This is a genomic window from Kitasatospora sp. NPDC017646, from assembly GCF_044329365.1.
Taxonomy (GTDB): Bacteria; Actinomycetota; Actinomycetes; order Streptomycetales; family Streptomycetaceae; genus Kitasatospora.
In genome coordinates, this window is record NZ_JBIRJC010000018.1 from 52,085 (window position 1) to 71,491 (window position 19,407).

A 19,407-nucleotide genomic window follows, 5' to 3' on the forward strand; every position below is an offset into this window, starting at 1 on the left:
GACGGCCGGTCGGGGCAGCTGCCCCGACCGGCCGTCGGAAGGCCGTCGGAAGGCCTTCCGACGGCCTTCGGTGGGGCCGGCTGCGCTCCCCGTGTGACGTGCACGGCGGATGCCCGGTTGGTGGCGGGCGAGGACGAACGGAGGCCGCCGGACGCGCTCTTCGTCTCCGGAGAGGGCCCGGGGAGGCGTGGGGACCGGCGCCGACGATCCGCTGACGGAGGTCCGGGAGGTCGAGGTGGCGACGGAGCCGGGGGCGACCTCGTGACCTTCGCGGCGGACGAGGACAATGCGGTCTGGCTCGGCCGGGCGGCGGACGGAGCGGTCGCCTCCGTCGTGGCGGTCGGCGGCTTACCGGCCGTACCCGTACTGCCCGGGTGGCGGCCGCCGGGCGCGGCTGAACCCCGGTCGACGGAAGCCACGTAGAGCGGAACGGGACGGGGAAGGAACAGGGGATGGATGCGGACGGCCCGGAGGTGCGCGCGTACATCGCGGCCCTGGTGCGGATGGGCACGCCGGAGGTGCCGGGGCTGCCCGCACTGGAAGTGCCGGCCGGCACCGCGGCGGAGGTGACGGCCGTCGCCCGGCGGCTGGCGCTGCGGGCGCTGCCGGAGCGGCAGCGGCGGCCGGAGCCGACGCCCGGGCTGCTGGCCGTGGCGCGGTCGCTGGTCGTGGAGGTGCACCCGTCCGCGCCGGGGTGGACGGTGGCCGAGCGGGAACGGCTGGCGGGGTGGGTCGCGGTGCTGATCGAGCACCGGGGCGAGGACGGCGTCCAGGAGCTGGTGCGCGAGTTGGTTCGGGAGGCCGGCGAGGGCTGAGCGGTGGCACTCGGCGGCGGGCTCGGTGTCGCAGGCCGGGGCGTTGGCGGATCGTTGGCCGGTCCTTGGCGGCGCCCGGCAGGCTGCTGTCCGACCGCCACGGGGGATGTACGGCGGAAGCCCTGCCATGTGCCCTTGCCCGACCTGAGAGGTAGCGCGTGTCGAAGCCGTCCGTCGCCCAGTCCACGCCCGTCGCCCAGCCGCCCGCGGGCCCCCCGGCCGCCACGGCGGCGACACCCGAGCCGGCCCCGGCCCGACCGACCCTCGACCCCGACACCCTGGCCGAGATCCACCGGCTGCACGGCGGCTACCTGCTGCGCGCCCTGATGCGCACCACCGGCGGGGACCGTGGCAAGGCCGAGGACATCCTCCAGGAGACCCTGCTGCGCGCCTGGCAGCACCCTGAGGCCCTGGCCGCGGGCCCCGCGCAGGCCCGCCCCTGGCTGTTCACCGTCGCCCGGCGGATCGCCATCGACCACTACCGGATGGCCGCCGCCCGCGCCAAGGAGGTGATCGGCGAGCCGGTCGAGGACCGCCCGCTCGCCGATGACCCGTACGAGCAGGTGGTGGTCGCCCGGGACATCGCGCTGGCGCTGCGGCGGGTGCAGAAGCACCACCGCGAGGTACTGGTCGAGCTGCACCTGAAGGACCGCTCGGTAGTGGAGGCCTCGGCCCGGTTGGGAGTGCCGCCGGGGACGGTGAAGTCCCGGAACTTCTACGCGGTCCGGGCCCTGCGGCCGGTCCTGGCGGCGGAGCACGGGTACGCGCCGGTCACCGGTTAGGGTCCCGGCTCAAGGGTGCGCAGGCTGAGCGAGGCCTCCAGGCCCGCGGTGAACTCGCTGCGGTGGGCCGCCAGCCGGTCGTGCCGACGGAAGCGCTCCAGCGCCGAGGCCAGCCGCGCCCGCACCTCCGGGGCGCGGCCCCGGGCCACCAGGTGGGCCGCGTAGGACCGCTCGGTGACGGCGTGCAGGTAGAGCAGGCCCGCCTCCTCGCAGGCGGCCAGCAGCCGGTGCCAGGCGAGGTCCGCCGCGTCGTCCCGGACGGTCGGCGGCAGCGCCTGCGCCTCGGTCAGCAGCGACCACAGGTGCACCTGGGTGACCGGGCGCGGCGGCAGCAGTTCCCTGGCCTCCCGGGACCGGCGCTGCGCACCCGCCGGATCGCCGGTCGCCAGGCTCACCCAGCCCTGGTGCACCAGGGCGTCGACCAGCCGCTTGCGGTTGCCGGACTCGACGGCCAGCGCGGCCGCCCGGGCCGCCAGCCGCCGCGCCTCGGCGGAGTCCCCGAGCATCGCGGTGACCAGGCCCAGCGTGGCCAGGGAGCGGACCCGTGCCGAGGCGGCGGCGGGCCCCTCGGCGGACTCGGCGGCGGCCACGCCCTTCCGCGCCGCCTCGGCCGATTCGTGGCGGCGCTCCAGGGCGACCAGCGCCTGCGCCCGGCAGTTGTGCAGGAAGGCCACCGCGACCGGGTCGGCACAGCGCTCGGCCGCCGCCAGGCCGACGTCGGCCCGGGCCAGCCAGTCGGTGAAGCGGCTGGCGCCGTAGTAGAGGGAGCCGGTGGTCAGGGCGAGCCGCCAGGCCCGGTCCGGATGGGTGACGGCGGCCCCGTCGATCAGCGCCCGGATCGCGGGTTCCTCGGCGCGGAACCAGTCCAGGGCGGTGCGGATGTCCACGACGGGCGGCAGGGGCTGCGACGGCTGGGCGGGCGCCCCGGCGTCCTCCTGGCCGGGGTCGAGGTAGGTGCCGCAGTGCTCCAGGGCCGCCTGGTAGTGGTCCAGCAGGCGCAGGAGGGCCCGCTCCCGGCGCTGTCCGGACGGTGCGGGCTGCTCGGCGAGCAGGTCGATGCTGAACAGCCGGACCAGGTCGGAGCGGTGGTAGCGGCCGGGGGCGACGCCGGTGAGCAGGTGGTGGGAGGCCAGCTCGCCGAGTGCCCGGTGGGCGGTCGCCGCGTCGGTGCCGAGCAGCGCGGCGGCGGCGTGGCTGTCCAGCTCGTGGCCCGGGTGGAGGGCGAGCAGGGCGAGCAGTTCCGCTGCTTTCCCGTCCAGTTGACGTATGGTCAGGCGGAGCTGCTGCCGCAGTCCGGTGTGCGGGTCGAGCTCCAGGGCGGCCAACCTGGCCGGCTCGTCCGCGAGTTCGGCGACCAGTTCGGCGACCGTCCAGCTGGGGTGGGCGGTCAGCCGGGCGGCGGCGATCCGCAGGGCGAGCGGCGACTGCTCGCAGAGCCGGACGAGTTCGGCGGCCGACTCCGGCTCGGCGCGCAGGCGTTCGGGCGTCAGCAGGTGCTCCAGCAGGCCCAGGGCGTCGTGCTCGGGCAGCGCGGTCAGGCGCAGCAGGGCGGCGTCCTCGGTGGCGACCAGCTTCTCCAGCGAGCCGCGCGCGGTGATCACGGCGGCGCAGCCCGGCCCCTCCGGCAGCAGGTCGGTGAGCTGGTCGGCGTCGGCGGCGTCGTCCAGGACCACCAGCAGGCGGCGGCACCTGGTGTGATCCCGGTAGAGCGCGGCGCGGTCGGCCGGTTCGGCGGGGACGGCGTCGTCCGGGACGCCCAGGGCGCGCAGGAAACGGCCGAGGACGGCCCCGGGCTCGGCCGGCCCGGCCGGGTCGAGACCGCGCAGGTCCGCGTACAGCCGGCCGTCCGGGAAGCGGTCGGCGGCCCGGTGGGCCCAGGCGGTGACCAGGGTGCTCTTGCCGATCCCCGCCGGGCCGACCACGAGGGCGGGCCCGTCGGTGGCCCGATCGGGGGCGCAGGCGCGGTCCAGCCACTGGATCTCGGTGGTGCGTCCGATCAGCTCCACGCGCTGGCGGGGGAGCTGTCGAGGGGCCCGATGGCTCGGTCCGGCGGTCGGGGGAGCGGCGGCGGTGACGGCGGTGGGGGAGGCCGGGGGTGCCTCCGGGTGGTCGTCCGCCAGCACCTCGGCGAACGCGGCCCGCAGCGCCGGCCCGGGGCGGATGCCCAGCTCACGGTCCAGCCGCAACCGGGCCCGGTGGTAGGCGTTCAGCGCGTCCGCGGGCCGTCCGGCCTGGTGGAGACAGCGCACCAGCAGCGCGACCAGCTCCTCGCGCAGCCCGTCCCGCCGGACGCTCTGCTCCAGCACCGCCACCGCCGCCGCACCCGTGCCCTGGCGCAGCCGCAGCCCGGCCCAGCGGAGCAGCGCGGCGGTGGAGGACTGCTTCAGGTGGTCCGCGGTGGCGGCGCGCAAGGGGGTGTCGGGCAGATCGGCCAGGGCCTCACCGCGCCACAGCTGGAGCGCCTCCTCCAGCAGCGCGATCGCCTCGTCGGCGGCCCCGCGGTCGGCGCGCTCCCCGGCCCGCTCGGCGAGGGCCGCGAACCGCAGCGCGTCCACCTCCTCGGCCGGCCCGCTCAGCAGGTAGCCGGTGGCCCGGGTGTGCAGCTCGAACGGGCTGTCGGCGAGCACCTTGCGCAGCGCCGCGACATGCCCCTGCACCGCCGCCCGGGCGCTGGCCGGCGGCCGCTGCCCCCACAGCAGCTCGCAGAACTGGTCCATGCTGACCACCTGGCCCAGCCGCAGTGCCGGCAGGGCCAGGACCGCGCGCCGCTGCGACCCCGCCAGTGTGGCGAGACCGCCCGCCGCGACCTCCAGCTCCACCGGCCCGAGCAGCCGAATCCGCACCAGTACCCCCACCTCGCCGCACCCGAGACCCTGAGGCGGCCTCCGGGGTCGAGCAGTGTAGTGCGCGCGGGTGTCCGGTCCGCACTCCAACGCTCGCAGCCGGCGGAGCCGCCACGGGTACAGAGGCCCCGGGGGCGGAGGATGGTTGCCTCCCGAAACCAGGACCGCTGATTCCGACGGTCCAGGCGGCCGGGTGGTTCTTCCGGCGCGCACCGCCGCCGGCACCTCGCCGCCGTCGCCGATCCCTGTGTGGAGGCGCCGCAGCTGGGCGGGCGCTCGGCGGGACCGCTCACGGGCCGGAGCCCACGGGCGAGGACCGGCACCGCGGTGGGAGGGGGCGGAACAGGGCGTCGCGGCGGGCCGGTAGCGTGCGGGCATGGACGAGACTCTCGGGAGACACGTGAACGCCCGGTTCGAGCGGTTGGCCCAGCGGGTCCGCGACGAACTCGCCGCCGCCGGGCTGCCCGTGGTGGCTCCGGGCCTGGACCGGGGCCTGGCCGCCGGTGCGGAGGTCCGGGTCAGTGCCTGGAACCAGCACTTCGGCGAGGATCCGGAGGTGGTGGTGAGCTGGCACGTGAGCCCCCGGCTGCGCGGCAGGGCGGTGGCGGACGTGCAGCGCGACCACGGGGTGACCCCGGCGATCCGCCGGTCCGGCGAGGTGCAGGAGGCGATGGCCGCCGCGGTGATCGCGATCCTGTCGCTGGCCGGCTACACGGCCCGGGACCGCGGCAGCGAGTACTCGCCCTTCGACGTGCTGGTCCTCGCCGGTCCGGAACGCGGGGCCGCACCGGTCTGGTCCGACCGCGCGGAGGGCCCGGGCCGTACGGAGGGCGAGCCCGCGAAGTGAACCGGCCCGGCCCGGTTCGGCGTACTGTCCCACGACGAGAGGGAAGGGGAGCATGCACATCGAGCTGCTCGGGCCGATGGTGGTCCGGCGGGAGGACGGCACGGTGGCCACGCCCTCGGCGCCCAAGCGGCGCGCGCTGCTGGGGGCGCTGGCGGCACGGCTGAACCAGCCGGTGGGCGCCGAGGAGCTCATCGAGCTGGTCTGGGACGGCGCCGCGCCGCCCACCGCCCGGGCGGCGCTGCAGGGCCATGTCGCGGCGCTGCGGCAGCAGTTGGACGATCCCCGGCTGCTGCTCGGCACCCGTGGCGGCGGGTACGTCCTGGAGGGCGACGCGGACCGGGTGGACCTGGTGCGCTTCTCAGCGCTGTGCGACCGGGCGGGGCTCCTGCTGCCCGATGCGGCGGCCCGGGTGGGGGCGGACGACCCGGCCGTTCCGCTGCTGCGCGCGGCCCTCGACCTGTGGCGCGGGCCGGCGCTCGCCGACTGCGGGTCCGCCCTGTTGCGCGAACGCACCGTCCCCTGCCTGACCGACCGGCGGCTGCGCGCCCTGGACCGGCTGGCGCAGGGGCTGGTGCTGGCCGGTCGCGGCGGCGAGCTGGTGGCCGAGCTCACCGAGGCGGCGGACGCGCACCCGGGCCGGCAGCCGCTGGCCGCCCGGCTGGTCGAGTGCCTGGAGCAGGCCGGGCGCGGCCTGGAGGCGCGGGAGCGGTACGAGCAGGCGGTCGCCCGGCTGTCCGGCCCGCCGGGGCCGGAACTGCGGCAGGCGGGTGAGCAGTTGGCGCGCCACGCCGCGCCGGACCGCCGCTTCGTCGGCCGCGCCGCCGAACTCGCCCGGCTGCACGAGGCATTGGCCGTCGCCGCCCGGACCGCCCGGCCGATCCTGGTCACCGGACCGGCCGGCGTGGGCAAGACCGGCCTGGTCCGGCACTGGGCGGCGCAGCGCTTCCCCGAGGGCGTCCTGCACGCCGACCTGCGCGGCTGCGACCCGGACGGCCCGCGCCGGCCCGCCGACGTCCTGGCCGGGTTCCTCACCGACCTCGGCGTCGCGCCGGAGGCCGTCCCCGCCGGGCTGGAGGAGCGTGCGGCCCGCTACCGCGAACTCCTCGCCGACCGCCGGATCCTGATCCTGCTGGACGACGCCGCCTCGTACCGGCAGCTCGCCCCGCTGCTGCCCGACCGGCCCGCGGCGATGAGCACTGTCCTCGGCCCGGTGGCCGTCATCACCAGCCGCGACCGGCTGCGCGAACTGCTGCTCCACGAGGACGCCGTGGTGCTGCCGCTCGGCCCGCTCGGCGCCGAGGAGGCCCGGGCGCTGCTGGCCCGCGGGCTCGGCCCGGACCGCCCGGTCACCGATCCGGGGACGGCCGCCGAACTCGCCGACCTCGCCGAGCGCTGCGACCGGCTGCCGCTCGCCCTGCGCCTGGCCGCCGCCAGGCTGGCAGCCCGCCCGGACTGGTCCCCGGGCGACCTCGCCGCCGAACTCGCCGACGAGCAGACCGGCCTCGCCGCCCTGGCCGGGGCCGGTGCCGCGCGCGGCCCGATCGGCGTCGGCGCGGCCCTGGACCGCACGTACCGGTCCCTGCCGCCCGCCGCCGCCCGGCTGTTCACCCTGCTCGGGCTGTACCCGGGCGCGGAGATCGACACCGCCACCGCCGCCGCGCTCGCCGACCTGCGCCCCGCCGCCGCCCGCGCCCTGCTGACCGCGCTCGACGCCGTCCACCTGCTGGCGGAGTCCACCCCGGGCCGCTACGCCCGGCCCGAACTGGTCCGACGCTACGCCGCCGGACAGGCCGCCGCGCTGGACTGCGAGGAGCGGTTCGGTGCCCTCGACCGGCTGATCGCCCACTACCTGGAGCTCACCGCCCCGTGGGCCGGCGAGGGCGGTGACGGAGGAAGGCTCCCGTCGGCCTGGTTCCGCCGGGAGGAGAGCGCCCTGCGCGCCGTGGTGCTCTGCGCCGAGCAGTACGGGCGCACCGGCGCGGCCTGGCAACTCGCCCACCGGGTCAGCCTGTTGTACGAGCGGTCGGACGAGCCCAGCGGCCGGGACCAGGCGCACTGGCGGACCGTCGCCGAGATCGGGCTGCGCGCCGCGCACGCCGACCGGGACGAGGCGGCCCTCGCCCGGCTGGGCACCGACCTCGCCGTGGTGCACGTGCGCCGGGCGGCCCACCGCACCGCCCTGGAACACCTGGTCACGGCGGTCGCGGCCGCCGACCGGGCCGGGGACGCGGTGCTGCGCCACCACTGCCGCAGCCGGGTGGCCGCCGCGCTGGTGCGGGCCGGGCAGTACGACCGGGCGCTGCCGCTGCTCACCGACCTGGTGACCGCCGCCCGGACCCCGAGCACCGGGCACCTGCTGGTGCGCGCCCTGACCGACCTCGCCGAGGCCCTGGTCCTGGCCGGTGCGCCGGAGCGGGCGCTCGCCCACGCGGACGAGGCGGTCCGCGCGGCCACCGCACGCACCGACCCCGCTCGCACCGACCCCGCCCGTATCGCCGCCGCCCATCCGGAGGGCGGCCTGCCGGCCGGCGCGCGCCCCGACGGCGTCGAGACGGTGCTCGCCACCCACAGCCGGGCCCGCGCCCTGCACGCCCTCGGCCGCCGGGACGCCGCGCTGTCCTCGGCCCGGCTCGCGGTCGCGCTCGGCCGCACCGTGGGCGACCCCGCCGTGGAGGCGCGCTCGCACGGGCTGCTCGCCGACCTCCTGTACGAGCTCGGCCGCAGCGTCGAGGGGGCGGAGGCCCGACGGCAGGAACGGGTGCTGGCGGCGGGGGAGCGCTGACGGCGAGCACTGCGGACCGGTGCACAACTGCCTCCCCCCCCGCCGGCATAGGCGGAAGTATCGGCGGTTCCGGCACGCGGATCCAGTCGCCCGGCCGCCGCGTCCCCGGCATCCCCGCAGGCGGAGGGCTGGTACGCGCGCCACTTCCGCCGGGGCATACTTCTGCCTGAGGGGGAACTGCCCGGCCCGGCGCCCGGCAGAACTGCGGACGTACGGAACCAAGGGGCGGGGCGGGGACATGACGGTGGTGAGCGGAACCGGGGAGTTCGGCCACCTGCTGGCCGGGTACCGGGTGGCAGCGGGCCTGACCCAGGAGGACCTGGCCACCCACGCGGGCGTCAGCCTGCGGGCCCTCGGCGACATGGAGCGCGGACGCACCCGTGGCCCGCAGCGGCGCACCGTCCGGGCGCTGGCCGCCGCCCTGGGCCTGGACGGCGCGCAGACCGCCGCACTGGAGGGGGCAGCCCAGTCCGGTCGGCCCCGGGGCGTGCGGCTGGTGCCGCCGCAGGGGCAGGCCGCCCGGCGCGTCGGCCCCACGGTGCCCGTACCGGAACCGGCGGCGCCCGTACCGGACGCCGCCGCGGAGCCCGCGACCCCCGGCGCGCTCGCCCTCCCGCGTGACCTCGCCGACTTCACCGCCCGCGAGCAGGCCCTCGCCGAACTCGCCGCCCTCACCGCCGACGAGCACCCCGCCCACCCGAGGGTGGTGCTGATCAGTGGTCAGCCGGGGCTGGGCAAGACCGCCTTCGCCCTGCACGCCGCTCACGCGCTCGCCCCGGCCTTCCCGGACGGCCAGCTCTCCCTCGACCTCGGCGGCATGGCCGCCACCCCGCTGCCCGCCCGTGAGGCCCTCGGCCAGGTGCTGCGCGCCCTCGGGGTGGCGGACGGCGCGGTGCCCGCAGGGACGGAGGAGCGGGCCGGCCTGTTCCGTGCCCTGGTCCGCGACCGCAGGCTGGTCCTGGTGCTGGACAACGCCGCCGACGAGGGTCAGGTGCGCCCGCTGCTGCCCGGCTCCGGCCCGGCCGTGACCATCGTGACCAGCCGTCACGCCCTGCCCGGCCTGGAGGCGGTGCACCGGCTGCGGCTCGACGCGCTCTCCCCGGCCGAGGCGTCGGCGCTGCTGGCCCGGATCGCCGGGCCCGAACGGGTCGAGGCCGCCCCGGACGCGGCCGCCGAGCTGGCCCGGCTCTGCGGCTACCTGCCGCTCGCGCTGCGGATCGCCGGGCAGCGGCTGGTCGCCCGCCCGCAGCAGCCGGTGGCCCAGCTGGCGCGTCAGCTCGCCGTCGAGGAGAACCGGCTGGACCTGCTGGAGACCGGGGACCTGGCCGTCCGCCCGGCCTTCGAACTGTCCTATCGCCGACTGCCCGCCGAATCCCGGCTGGTGCTGCGCCGCTGCGCGCTGACGGCCGGGGCGGACTTCACCGCGGCCGTCCTGGCCCGCTACGCCGGGCTGTCGGCCGCCCGCACCGAACTGGTCCTGGAGCAACTGGTGGACGCCGGCCTCGTGCAGCCGGCGACCCCGGAGCGGTACCGGCTGCACGACCTGGTGCGGCTGTACGCGGGTGAGCGCCTGGCCGCGGACGAGACGGCCGAGGCCGTGGCCGAGGCCCGTACCCGGGCGGGGAGGTGGCTGCTGCGCGAGGCGGCCGCCCACGGCCTGCGGTTCGACCCGGACCACGCGGCGGCCGACGGGGCCGCGCCCGCCGAGGGCGGCTCCGTCCCGCTCACCGAGGCGGCGCGCTGGCTGGAGGAGGAGCACCCGGAGTGGCTGGCCGCGCTGTACCGCGCGCAGCGGGAGGGCCGCCACCGGGAGGTGATCGACACCGCCGAGGCCATGCACTGGTTCTCCGACCGCCTGCTGAGCTGGGACCTCTGGGGCGAGGTGTTCCAGCTGTCGGTGGACGCGGCCCGCGCGAGCGGCGACCGGCAGGCCGAGGCGGTGCACGTGAACTACCTGGCCTGGACGTACGTCACCTGTCTGCACCGCTACCAGCGCGGCACCGAACTCGCCAACGAGGGTCTGGAGTTGGCCCGGAGCGTGGGTGACCACGAGCAGCAGGGCTGGGCGCTCACCTACCTCGGCTCCGGGCTGCGGCACCTCCAGCGCTACCGGGAGGCGAGCGAGAGTTACCAGCGGGCGGCGGAGGCCTTCGCCGAGGTCGACAACCGGGCCGCGATGATCGGCCGGCTGGTCACCCTGCGCGGCGCCGCGACCTGCCTGCGCCACCTGGGCCGGGCCGAGGAGGCGCAGGACCTCCGCCGCCGCGCCCTGGCGCGCGCCCTGGAGCTGGTGGAGCGCTGGTCCTCGCCGCTGATGCACCTGATGGCGGCCATGACGGCGCACGAACTCGGCCAGGACCGGGCGGCGCTGAAGCGCTGGCCGGCCGCCGAGAAGGCCTACCGGCAGGCGCTGGTCCACTACGAGGCGATCGGGCGCCCGGACAGCATGACCAAGACGCTGACCGAGCTCGGCACCGCGCTGATCGAGCAGGGCCGCGCCGACGAGGCCCGGGAGATCCTCACCGAGGCGCTCACCGACCTGAGCGCGGACGGCCGTCACGGCCGGGGACCCGTGTAGCGGGGCCCCGGGCCGCTGCGGTGAACGGTCAGATCCGGGTGTCCTCCACCACCGGCAGCCCCTGGTCACCCCGGTCGCCCTGGTCACCCGGCTCGTTCCGGGAAGCGGCCGGGGCGAAGGCCGTCCGCGGTGCGGCCGCCGGCTTCTTCCCGCAGAAGGCCGGCTCCAGCGCGTTCATCAGCCCCTGGGTGACGGAACCGTTGTTGGAGGCGTTGGCGAAGACCACCACCGAGCGGTGCCCGTCCGGGGTGGTGAAGGACTGGGACTGGTAGCCCTGGACGATGCCGCCGTGCCCGTACACGTCCCCGCAGGACAGCGAGACGCGGCGCAGCCCCAGCCCGTAGGAGATCTTGGCGGTCGGCGTGGGCAGCGCGGCCTCCATCTGGCGCAGCGAGTCGTCCGAGACCAGCCTGCCGGAGCTGCCGGCCATCAGCGCGGTGAGGAAGGTGTCGAGGTCCTCGGCGGAGGAGATGACCGCCCCGGCGGCCCACACCCAGGAGCCGGTCTGCTCGGTCGAGTCCAGCAGCGGCTTGCCGCGGTCGTCGTTGGTGAGGTAGCCGGTGATGTGGGCGCCCGCGATCCGCTGGTCGGGGACGACGAAGGAGGTCCGCTTCAGGCCGAGCGGCTCGATGATCCGCTCGCGCAGCACGTCCGCGTACGGGCGGCCGGTGAGGTGCTCGACGGCGAGGCCCATCAGCACGAAGTCGGTGTTGGAGTAGGAGTAGCGGCTGCCGGGGGCGTACTGCTGGCCGTGCTTGACGGACATCGCGACCAGATCGGCCGGGGCGTACGCCTTGGTGCGGATGCGGGCCTCGAACGCGGCGGTGGTCTCCTCGCCGGGCTGCTCCAGCAGGTCGTTGGTGTGGTCGTAGACGCCGGCCCGGTGCTCCATCACCTGGCGGCCGGTCATCGTCCAGCCGTCCGGGAGGGTGCCGGCCGGGAGGTAGTCGCGCAGCGGCTTGTCGAGGTCGATCCGGCCCTGTTGCGCCAGCTGCATCACGAGAACGGCGGCGAACATCTTGCTGTTGCTGCCGACCCGGAACCTCCACGCGGAGTTCATCGGCGTCCCGTCCAGGTTCGCCTTGCCGACGGTCAGCCAGCGGGTCCGGTCGCCGCCGCCGTGGTCGCGGATCACCGCGAAGGCGCCCGGGGCGCCCGCGCCGGTGGTGGCCTGGAGTGCGCTGAGCACCGCGGCCGTGTCGGGGGCCGGCAGCGCCGCGCCGTCCCGGTCGGCGGCCAGGGCGGGCGTGGACGCGCCCGCCACCAGGACGGCAGCGGCGGCGGCCATCGCGAGCGGACGCAGAAGGCTGGTCTTCGCCATGTTCCTCGGCTCTCTCGTGGTCTGACGCGATGTCGGATCGCGTCCATCTGCGATCACTATCACCGGTTCGTGCGGCTGGTGGCAATGTGAACCGGATCGTCGGCATTGTCCGTTGTCGGGCCGGTCCGCCGGGCGCACCGTTCGTTTTCCGGCCCGGGGGCAAGGTTTTACCTCCCGTCATCTACCCGCGTTGACCGCGCCGCCGCATGCTGTTCGGGCGCTCGCTCCGCCGTCCGGTGCCACACCGCACCGGCCTCCCCCTCAGCGACCCCCCCTCACCGACCACGGAGTCCCCATGCCCCTGGCCACCCTCGCGCGCCGTGCCGGCGCCCTGCTGCTCGCCGGTGCCGGCCTGATATCCGCCACCGGCACCGCCCACGCCGCCGGCACCTACACCGCCGTGGTCTTCCCCGACCAGGACCACACGGTGGTCTACGACCTGATCAACTCCGCCACCAGGACGATCGACGTCACCATGTACGAGCTGCGCGACACCACGGCCGTCGACGACCTGATCGCCCGTCAGCGGGCCGGCGTCAAGGTCCGGGTCATTCTGGATGGCCGGCACACCTCGGTCAACGGCACCGCCTACAACGCGCTGAAGGCGGCCGGCGTCGGCGTCACGTACTCGTCCTCGGCGTTCGTCTACACCCACCAGAAGACCGTCACGGTGGACGGCACCACCTCCCTGATCCTGACCGGGAACCTGGACGCCACCTACTACTCCGGCAGCCGCGACTACGGCGTCCTCGACACCGACGCCAACGACGTGGCCGCGATCGAGCAGGTCTTCGCCGCCGACTACGCCAAGACCTCGGTCACCCCCTCCGACGGCGACGACCTGGTCTGGTCGCCCACCGACTCGCAGGAGCGGCTGCTGGCGCTGATCAACGGCGCGCAGACCTCCCTGGACGTCGAGGAGCTGGAGTTCGGCGACCCGGCTCTGGTGGACGCGATCACCGCGGCCGCCGACCGGGGGGTCACCGTGCGTGTGGTCGGCATGGACCCCGGCTCGTACGGTTCCTCCTTCGACGAGGTCACCGCGGCCGGCGCCAGGGTGGTCACGTACTCCTCGACCACCGGCCTGTACGTCCACGCCAAGGCCATCGTCGCCGACTACGGCACCTCCACCGCGAAGGTGTTCGCCGGTTCTGAGAACTTCTCGGACAACTCGCTGAACAACAACCGCGAGCTGGGTCTGATCGTCTCCGACTCCGGCGTGCTCAACACGATCGAGTCGACCTTCGCCACCGACTTCGCCAACGGCACGCCCTACTAGGCCGTCGGCGAGAGCACGACAGACCGTCACCTCCCGTTCCGGGCGGCCCGGCCGGGGCCGCCCGCCCACCCGAGGACCTGTCATGACTTCGTCCGCGAAGCCCCTGAACGACTCCCCCCGCCCCCGATCCCGCCGCACCGCGACCGCGCTCGGCTCGGCCGTCGCCCTCGTCGCCGCCTCGGCCGGGCTGTGGGCGGCCACCGCCACCACCGCGCAGGCGGCCGGGCTGCCCACACCCGACCACATCATCGTCGTGGTGATGGAGAACCACTCGTACAGCCAGATCATCGGCAGCAGCAGCGCGCCGTACATCAACAACACCCTGAAGGCGGGCGGAGCCAACCTCACCCAGTCCTACGCCATCACCCACCCCAGCGAGCCGAACTACTACGCGCTGTTCTCCGGCTCCACCCAGGGCCGGGTCGACGACAGCTGCGTGACGGTCGGCGGCTTCCAGGCCCCGAACCTGGCCTCCGAGGTGCTCGCCGCCGGGAAGACCTGGGCCAGCTACAACGAGTCCCTGCCCGGCCAGGGCAGCACGGTGTGCAGCAGCGGCAACTACGCGCAGAAGCACAACCCCTGGTTCGGCTTCGGCAACGTGCCGCTGAACAGCGCCATGACCTTCGCGCAGTTCCCGACCGACTACACTGCCCTGCCGAAGGTCTCCTTCGTGATCCCGAACCTGTGCAGCGACATGCACGACTGTTCGGTCAGCACGGGCGACACCTGGATCAAGAACAAGCTGGGCGCGTACGCCACCTGGGCGCAGAGCCACAACAGCCTGCTGCTCGTCACCTTCGACGAGGACAACAGCTTGTCCGGCAACCGGATCCCGACCGTCGTCTACGGCGCCCACGTCACCCCGGGCAGCAGCTCGGCCACCACCTACAACCACTACAACGTGCTGCGCACCCTGGAGGACCTCTCCGGGGCGAGCGGCCACGCGGGCAACGCCGCGACCGCGACCGACATCACCGGCATCTGGAACTGACCCCAGGGCCTAGGAGTCGACGGGGACCGGCGGCCGTTCGGCGGCGGCCGGTCCCACGGCTTCCGGCGCGGCGCCCAGCCGGCGCACCCCCGGGACCGCCGCGGTGCCCACGCACGCCAGGGTCACCAGCGCGGCCGCGGCCAGCAGCGGCGCCCGGCTGCCCCAGGCGTCGGCGGCCAGCGGGGCCAGCACGTAGCCGAGCGGCGCGGCGGCCAGCGAGAGCAGCCAGTCGTACGAGGTGACCCGGGCCAGCACCTGCGGCGGGAACTCCTCCTGGACCACCGTCTCCCACACCGGGTTGAGGAACCCCAGCCCGGCCATCGCCACCCCGTACGCCGCCACCGTGACCGGCGCGGGCGCCGGAACGGCGAGCGCCAGCAGCGGCAGCCCGTACAGCGCCAGGGCCAGGTTGCCGACCAGCACCGGGCGCCGGGGCCGCAGCCGTCCGGCCGCCACCGAGCCGAGCAGCAGGCCGACGGCCCCGGCCTGGGTGACCGCCACCCAGACGCCGTCGCCGCCGAGGCGGGTGGCGGCGATCAGCGGACCGAGGGTGAGCGCGACCGCGCTCGCGCCGTTCCACGCCCCGTGGGCGACCAGGCTGGTCCAGTACCAGTCCCGGGCGCGCACCTCGCGCCAGCCCTCGGCGAGGTCCCGGCGCAGCGGGCGCGCCCCCGCGGCCGCGATCGGATCGCGGGCCGGGGCGAGGCGGACCCGGGTGAGCAGGGCGGCGCTCAGCAGGAACGAGACGCCGTCCGCGACGAAGGCCCAGCCGGGCCCGGCGGTGTACACCAGGAGCCCCGCGAGCGCCGGGCCGCCGAGTCGGGCGGCGCTGGTGGCGGAGCCGAGCAGGGAGTTGGCGCGCAGCCGGTGCTCGGTCGGGACGGCGGCCCGCACCAGCGGGGAGGTGGTCGGCATGGCGAAGGCCGAGGCGAGGCCGCCGGCCGCCGAGGCGACCGCGATGTGGGTCAGGTCCGGTCGGGCGCCGAGGAGTTCGAGGCCGACCAGCAGCTGGGTGGCGGCGCGCAGCAGGTCGGTGGTGAGCGCGACCAGGCGCGGGTCGAGGCGGTCGCCGGCCACTCCGCCGAAGGGCAGCAGGAGCAGCCGCGGCACCATCGCGCAGCCGAGGACGAGGGCGAGCGCGGCGGAGGAGCCGGTCGCGCGGGTGATGGCGATGGCGAGGGCGGCGGGGACGACGGCGTCGCCGAGGGTGGAGACCGTCCGGCCGAGGAAGAGCAGGCGGAAGTCGCGCAGGGCCAACGGGTGTCGGGCCGTCGGGTGCCGGGGTGCGGGGTTTCGGGTCACGCTGCGGAACTGTATTTCGGTAACGAAATTTTGGCAACGAATATTTTGGTGCCGATGCATTCGCCCTTTGTAGACTCCTCCCATGCCCCAGCACCCCCACCAGCAGCCGACCCCGCCCCGCGACTGGACGGACGGCCACCTCGACCGCTGGCTGCCGGTGCTCCCCGAGCTCGACCCGGACATCGAGGGCGCGGTGACCCGGATGTCCCGGCTCACCCGCCACCTCGGCCGGGTCCGCGAACAGGGCGTCGCCGACTACGGCCTGCACAAGCACGAGTTCGACACCCTGCACGTCCTGGCCGGCCGCGGCGGCCACGCCGCTCCCTCCGACCTGCGCGCCGACCTCAACCTCGCCCCCGCCTCCGTCACCGGTCGGCTGGAGGCCCTGGAGCGCCGCGGCTTCGTGCTGCGCACCCCCTCGACGGAGGACCGCCGCAAGGTCGACATCGTGCTGACCGAGGCTGGCCGCGCCGCCTGGCAGGAGGCCCTGGACGTGGTCGGCCGCGAGGAGCACCGACTGCTGGGCGTGCTCTCCGGGGGCGAACGGCGCACGCTCTCGGACCTGCTGCGGAAGGTGATGCTCGCGCAGGAGTCGGCGGGGGAGTAGGGCGCCACCCGGATACGGGCCCCACGCCCGGAGGGCCGCCCGGTGGTGGAGTGTCAGCCCGTACTCGACCGGTGGTGCGTGCGCCTGGTATCGATAGGGGCGTGCGATTCGAACTAGTGCCGATGCCGGACGAGGTGGGGGAGCGGCCCCGGGACGGGCGCGGGTACCCGGTGCCGGCGATCACGCCGTGGCAGGACGGGCAGCCGCAGTTCGCGCTGACCGACCACGGGCGCAGCGCCGACTGCGCGTTGGAGCGCCGGTGTTCGGTGTGCGGGGTGTTCATGGCGCGCGGGCCGGTGTGGCGGGTGGTCGGGCCGGCCGAGAGCGCCGCGATCGCCGAGGCGATCGCGGCGGGGCGGCCGTACCGGAATCTCGCGCCGACCATGGAGGGCCCGGGGCACCGCGCCTGCATGCTGTACGCGTCGATGGTGTGCCCGTACCTGGCCCGGCCCAACGCCCGCCGGAAGGTCACCGCCGAGAACGGGGAGGACCGGCTGACCGCCGCCGCCGTCCGCGGTGCGGTCCGTGGCGGCACGGGCGCGGTGGTCGGGTTCGGTGACTACGAGTACGCGGTCACCGAGACCCGGGTGCTGTTCCGCTTCCTCGACGTGGTCGAGTTCCTGCCGCACGAGTCCGCCGACGAGCACCTGGCCGAGCTGCGGGCCGAGTTGGACCGGTCGGCGCGGGATCAGGGCCGGTAGACCGGCAGGCCCGGGAGGGTGGAGACCTGGGCCGGCGCGGCGGAGCCGTCGGCCGGCACGGTGTCGATGCCCTCCGGGGTCCGGGCGGCGACGGTCTTGCCGTCCGGGGACCACGCGGGCTCGGTGAAGTCCGTGGTGGCCGAGGGGGTGAGGTCCTTCTCGGCCTTCTGGTCGTGCTCGGTGGAGCGGGTGAACAGGTGGTCGTGGCCGTTCACCGCGCGGACGAAGACGATCTGCCCGCCGTCCGGGGACAGGGCCGGCTGCGAACCCTTGCCGATGTCCTGCGTGGCCGAGCGGATGTAGTCGTCGTAGATGTACACCTCGTTCGCCGGGGTGTTGGCGAACGCGATGGCGGCCTGCTGGCCGCCCGCGTTGGCCCAGGTGTTGCCGGTCTGCGGCGGCTGCGGGAGGCCCGAGTTGTCGCCGCCCTCGGAGTTGTACGGGCTGAGGTCCTCGACGGCGCCGCCCTTGGCGGGGACCTTCACCAGCCGCAGCGTGCCGGCCTTCTTGGCGGTGAACACGATGTTGTTGTAGCGCTCGGTCTCGTCGGGGACGACGCCGCCGCTGGGCCCCTTCGCGGCGTGCTGCCAGGTCGGGTGGGACCACTCCTCACCGTCCGGGTGCTTGGCGAGGGTGGACTTGCCGCTGCCGTCCGGGTTGGCGGTCATCAGGTCGCCGCTGTCGCCGACGTAGACGACCTTCTTCCCGTCCGGCGACCAGGCGAGGTCGCGCACCACGGAGCCGAAGTCGACGAGGGTGCCGTTCATCGCGACGTTCCTGGTGCCCGTGCTGATGGTCAGGTGGTTGGCGACCGAGGTCCCGTTGACCTCCTTGCCGCCGGGGGCCGGGCTGCCGGAGTGCGAGGCGCCGCCGGGCGCCGCCGTTCCGGTCGCGTTGCTGCCGGGTGCGGCGGTGCCCGGCGCGGCGGTGGCGCCGGAGTCGGCGTTCTCAGGGCCGCAGGCGGAGAGCAGGACCGCGCTGACGGTGGTCATCAGCGCGATCGCGGCGGCGCCGCCGAATCGGTTGCGCACGGACATTCCGGTTCCCCCTTGGTGGTGCTGTTCGCTTCCGTCGAAGAGGTTCCCAGTCCAAGGTCAGCGCCCGGTGCCCGCTCTGTCACAGCCCTGGAACATTTCGGCTGATGCCTCGTCAGTCCGCGTGCCCCGCAGGGCGGATGCCGATTCCGGCGCGCGCTCAGAGGCCGAGTTCGGTGAGCCCCGGGTGGTCGTCGGGGCGGCGGCCGAGCGGCCAGTGGAGGAGCCGCTCCCCGGGGGAGATCGGCAGGTCGTTGATCGAGGCGAGACGGTGGGCCATCAGGCCGTGCTCGTCGAACTCCCAGTTCTCGTTGCCGTAGGAGCGGTGCCACCGGCCGTCGTCGTCGTGCCACTCGTAGGCGAAGCGGACGGCGATCCGCTCGCCGCCGAACGCCCACAGCTCCTTGACCAGGCGGTAGTCGTGTTCGCGCTGCCACTTGCGGGTGAGGAAGGCGGCGATCTGCCCCCGGCCGGTGAGGAACTCGGCGCGGTTGCGCCAGCGGCTGTCCGGGGTGTACGCGAGGGCGACGCGCTGGGGGTCGCGGGTGTTCCAGGCGTCCTCGGCGGCCCGGACCTTGCGGCGGGCGGTCCCCTCGGTGAAGGGCGGGACGGGAGGGCGCTGCTCGGGCATGGGTCTCTCCTTGAGAACGGGCGTTCCGCTGGCGAGAACGATCGTTCTCGCGTCGTTCGCTACCCTAGGAGAACCATCGTTCTCACGCAAAGGCACGGCAGATGGAGCAGACGGAACAGGTCGATCCGCGGAACCGGATCCTCGACGCGGCCGAGGAGCTGTTCTACGGCCAGGGGGTCCAGGCAGTCGGGATGGACGCCGTCCGGGCCGCCTGCGGACTGACCATGCGCCGCGTCTACCAGCACTTCCCGTCCAAGAACGACCTGGTCGAGGCCTATCTCCGGCGCCGCGACGCGCGCTGGCGGGCGAGCCTGGCCGTCCACGTCTCGCGGGCCGGCGGCACGCCCCGGGACCAGGTGCTCTCGGTCTTCGACTGGCTCGGCCGGTGGTTCGCCGAGCCCGGCTTCCGTGGCTGCGCCTTCGTGAACTCCTTCGGCGAACTCGGCGCCACCACGCCCGCCGTCGCGGCTGCCGCCCGGCACCACAAGGACGAGTTCGCCGGGTACCTGGCCGGCCTGGTCGAGGCCGCCGGTGCCCCGCCCGCCACCGCCGCCCAGCTGGCCCTGCTCGCGGAGGGCGCGATCACCACCGCGGCCGTGCACGGGGACCCGAGCGCCGCCGCCGACGCGGGGACGGCGGCCCGGCTACTCCTGGACGCCGCGCTGGACGCCCGGAGTTGACACCGGCCGGGTGCGGGACCGGTCGGGGTCCGGGCCCGCACCCCCGGGCCCCGGCCGGTACGGCTCAGCCGGTGGTGTAGCCGGAGCCGTAGGCGGTGATGTCGAACGGGCCGTCCAGGTCGTAGTCGCCGGTGGCGGCGATCCGGCGCAGGCACTCGACCCGGTCGACGGACTTGCGCCACTCGTCCGCGGTGGAGGAGTTGGCCGGGTTGTT

At 75.5% G+C, this 19,407-nt stretch carries 15 protein-coding genes; 10 read left to right on the forward strand and 5 right to left on the reverse strand.

Features of this window, described 5'->3' with window-relative positions; genetic code table 11:
- The first annotated feature begins 452 nt into the window (after positions 1-452).
- Complete coding sequence (locus ACH4J0_RS25935; RefSeq protein WP_396242973.1) at positions 453-815, forward strand: hypothetical protein; 363 nt, start codon at positions 453-455, stop codon at positions 813-815.
- Positions 816-973: 158 nt separating this feature from the next.
- On the forward strand, positions 974-1,597 hold the full coding sequence (locus ACH4J0_RS25940; protein WP_396242974.1) for a sigma-70 family RNA polymerase sigma factor: 624 nt from the start codon (positions 974-976) through the stop codon (positions 1,595-1,597).
- On the opposite strand, the gene ACH4J0_RS25945 is transcribed toward ACH4J0_RS25940, so the two are convergent.
- Positions 1,594-4,440 carry a BTAD domain-containing putative transcriptional regulator gene (locus tag ACH4J0_RS25945; RefSeq protein WP_396242975.1) on the reverse strand — a complete coding sequence of 949 codons (2,847 nt, stop codon included), beginning with the start codon at positions 4,438-4,440 and terminating at the stop codon, positions 1,594-1,596. The genes ACH4J0_RS25940 and ACH4J0_RS25945 overlap by 4 nt on opposite strands.
- Before the next feature lie 376 nt (positions 4,441-4,816).
- On the opposite strand from ACH4J0_RS25945, the gene ACH4J0_RS25950 reads away from it, so the two are divergent.
- The 3 genes from ACH4J0_RS25950 to ACH4J0_RS25960 all read left to right on the forward strand — a co-directional run bounded on the left by ACH4J0_RS25950 (position 4,817) and on the right by ACH4J0_RS25960 (position 10,647).
- The gene (locus ACH4J0_RS25950; RefSeq protein ID WP_396242976.1) at positions 4,817-5,287 is read left to right on the forward strand and encodes a hypothetical protein; all 471 of its coding nucleotides are present in this window, start codon (positions 4,817-4,819) and stop codon (positions 5,285-5,287) included.
- Positions 5,288-5,339: 52 nt separating this feature from the next.
- Entirely contained in the window at positions 5,340-8,069 is a 2,730-nt protein-coding gene (locus ACH4J0_RS25955) for a BTAD domain-containing putative transcriptional regulator (protein ID WP_396242977.1), read from the forward strand.
- A 238-nt stretch (positions 8,070-8,307) separates the two neighbouring features.
- Entirely contained in the window at positions 8,308-10,647 is a 2,340-nt protein-coding gene (locus ACH4J0_RS25960; RefSeq protein ID WP_396242978.1) for a tetratricopeptide repeat protein, read from the forward strand.
- Positions 10,648-10,675: 28 nt separating this feature from the next.
- On the opposite strand, the gene ACH4J0_RS25965 is transcribed toward ACH4J0_RS25960, so the two are convergent.
- Complete coding sequence (locus ACH4J0_RS25965) at positions 10,676-11,968, reverse strand: serine hydrolase domain-containing protein (protein ID WP_396242979.1); 1,293 nt, start codon at positions 11,966-11,968, stop codon at positions 10,676-10,678.
- Positions 11,969-12,263: 295 nt separating this feature from the next.
- Between ACH4J0_RS25965 and ACH4J0_RS25970 the strand changes: the two genes are divergently transcribed.
- Complete coding sequence (locus tag ACH4J0_RS25970; RefSeq protein WP_396242980.1) at positions 12,264-13,247, forward strand: phosphatidylserine/phosphatidylglycerophosphate/cardiolipin synthase family protein; 984 nt, start codon at positions 12,264-12,266, stop codon at positions 13,245-13,247.
- A gap of 82 nt (positions 13,248-13,329) precedes the next feature.
- On the forward strand, positions 13,330-14,238 hold the full coding sequence (locus ACH4J0_RS25975) for an alkaline phosphatase family protein (RefSeq protein WP_396242981.1): 909 nt from the start codon (positions 13,330-13,332) through the stop codon (positions 14,236-14,238).
- A gap of 9 nt (positions 14,239-14,247) precedes the next feature.
- On the opposite strand, the gene ACH4J0_RS25980 is transcribed toward ACH4J0_RS25975, so the two are convergent.
- Positions 14,248-15,540, reverse strand: a complete 1,293-nt coding sequence (locus tag ACH4J0_RS25980; protein ID WP_396242982.1) for an MFS transporter — start codon at positions 15,538-15,540, stop codon at positions 14,248-14,250.
- Between the two features lie 82 nt (positions 15,541-15,622).
- On the opposite strand from ACH4J0_RS25980, the gene ACH4J0_RS25985 reads away from it, so the two are divergent.
- Together ACH4J0_RS25985 and ACH4J0_RS25990 are read left to right on the forward strand one after the other, a co-directional pair.
- Complete coding sequence (locus tag ACH4J0_RS25985) at positions 15,623-16,147, forward strand: MarR family winged helix-turn-helix transcriptional regulator (protein WP_396242983.1); 525 nt, start codon at positions 15,623-15,625, stop codon at positions 16,145-16,147.
- A 101-nt stretch (positions 16,148-16,248) separates the two neighbouring features.
- Positions 16,249-16,848, forward strand: a complete 600-nt coding sequence (locus tag ACH4J0_RS25990; protein WP_396242984.1) for a hypothetical protein — start codon at positions 16,249-16,251, stop codon at positions 16,846-16,848.
- On the opposite strand, the gene ACH4J0_RS25995 is transcribed toward ACH4J0_RS25990, so the two are convergent.
- Both ACH4J0_RS25995 and ACH4J0_RS26000 read right to left on the reverse strand, forming a co-directional pair.
- Positions 16,836-17,885 carry a TolB family protein gene (locus tag ACH4J0_RS25995; RefSeq protein WP_396242985.1) on the reverse strand — a complete coding sequence of 350 codons (1,050 nt, stop codon included), beginning with the start codon at positions 17,883-17,885 and terminating at the stop codon, positions 16,836-16,838. The two genes, ACH4J0_RS25990 and ACH4J0_RS25995, sit on opposite strands and share 13 nt — an antisense overlap.
- Positions 17,886-18,042: 157 nt before the next feature.
- Positions 18,043-18,513, reverse strand: a complete 471-nt coding sequence (locus ACH4J0_RS26000; RefSeq protein WP_396242986.1) for a DUF1348 family protein — start codon at positions 18,511-18,513, stop codon at positions 18,043-18,045.
- A gap of 101 nt (positions 18,514-18,614) precedes the next feature.
- Between ACH4J0_RS26000 and ACH4J0_RS26005 the strand changes: the two genes are divergently transcribed.
- Positions 18,615-19,193 (forward strand): TetR/AcrR family transcriptional regulator, encoded by a 579-nt coding sequence (locus ACH4J0_RS26005; RefSeq protein ID WP_396242987.1) that lies wholly within the window; start codon positions 18,615-18,617, stop codon positions 19,191-19,193.
- Positions 19,194-19,407: the final 214 nt, after the last annotated feature.

Coding starts and splice junctions, on each gene's coding strand:
- ACH4J0_RS25970 (WP_396242980.1), top strand. CDS start 12,264: ATGCCCCTGGCCACCCTCGCGCGCCGTGCCGGCGCCCTGCTGCTCGCC.
- ACH4J0_RS25985 (WP_396242983.1), top strand. CDS start 15,623: ATGCCCCAGCACCCCCACCAGCAGCCGACCCCGCCCCGCGACTGGACG.
- ACH4J0_RS26005 (WP_396242987.1), top strand. CDS start 18,615: ATGGAGCAGACGGAACAGGTCGATCCGCGGAACCGGATCCTCGACGCG.
- ACH4J0_RS25960 (WP_396242978.1), top strand. CDS start 8,308: ATGACGGTGGTGAGCGGAACCGGGGAGTTCGGCCACCTGCTGGCCGGG.
- ACH4J0_RS26000 (WP_396242986.1), bottom strand. CDS start 18,513: ATGCCCGAGCAGCGCCCTCCCGTCCCGCCCTTCACCGAGGGGACCGCC.
- ACH4J0_RS25935 (WP_396242973.1), top strand. CDS start 453: ATGGATGCGGACGGCCCGGAGGTGCGCGCGTACATCGCGGCCCTGGTG.
- ACH4J0_RS25995 (WP_396242985.1), bottom strand. CDS start 17,885: ATGTCCGTGCGCAACCGATTCGGCGGCGCCGCCGCGATCGCGCTGATG.
- ACH4J0_RS25950 (WP_396242976.1), top strand. CDS start 4,817: ATGGACGAGACTCTCGGGAGACACGTGAACGCCCGGTTCGAGCGGTTG.
- ACH4J0_RS25965 (WP_396242979.1), bottom strand. CDS start 11,968: ATGGCGAAGACCAGCCTTCTGCGTCCGCTCGCGATGGCCGCCGCCGCT.
- ACH4J0_RS25955 (WP_396242977.1), top strand. CDS start 5,340: ATGCACATCGAGCTGCTCGGGCCGATGGTGGTCCGGCGGGAGGACGGC.
- ACH4J0_RS25975 (WP_396242981.1), top strand. CDS start 13,330: ATGACTTCGTCCGCGAAGCCCCTGAACGACTCCCCCCGCCCCCGATCC.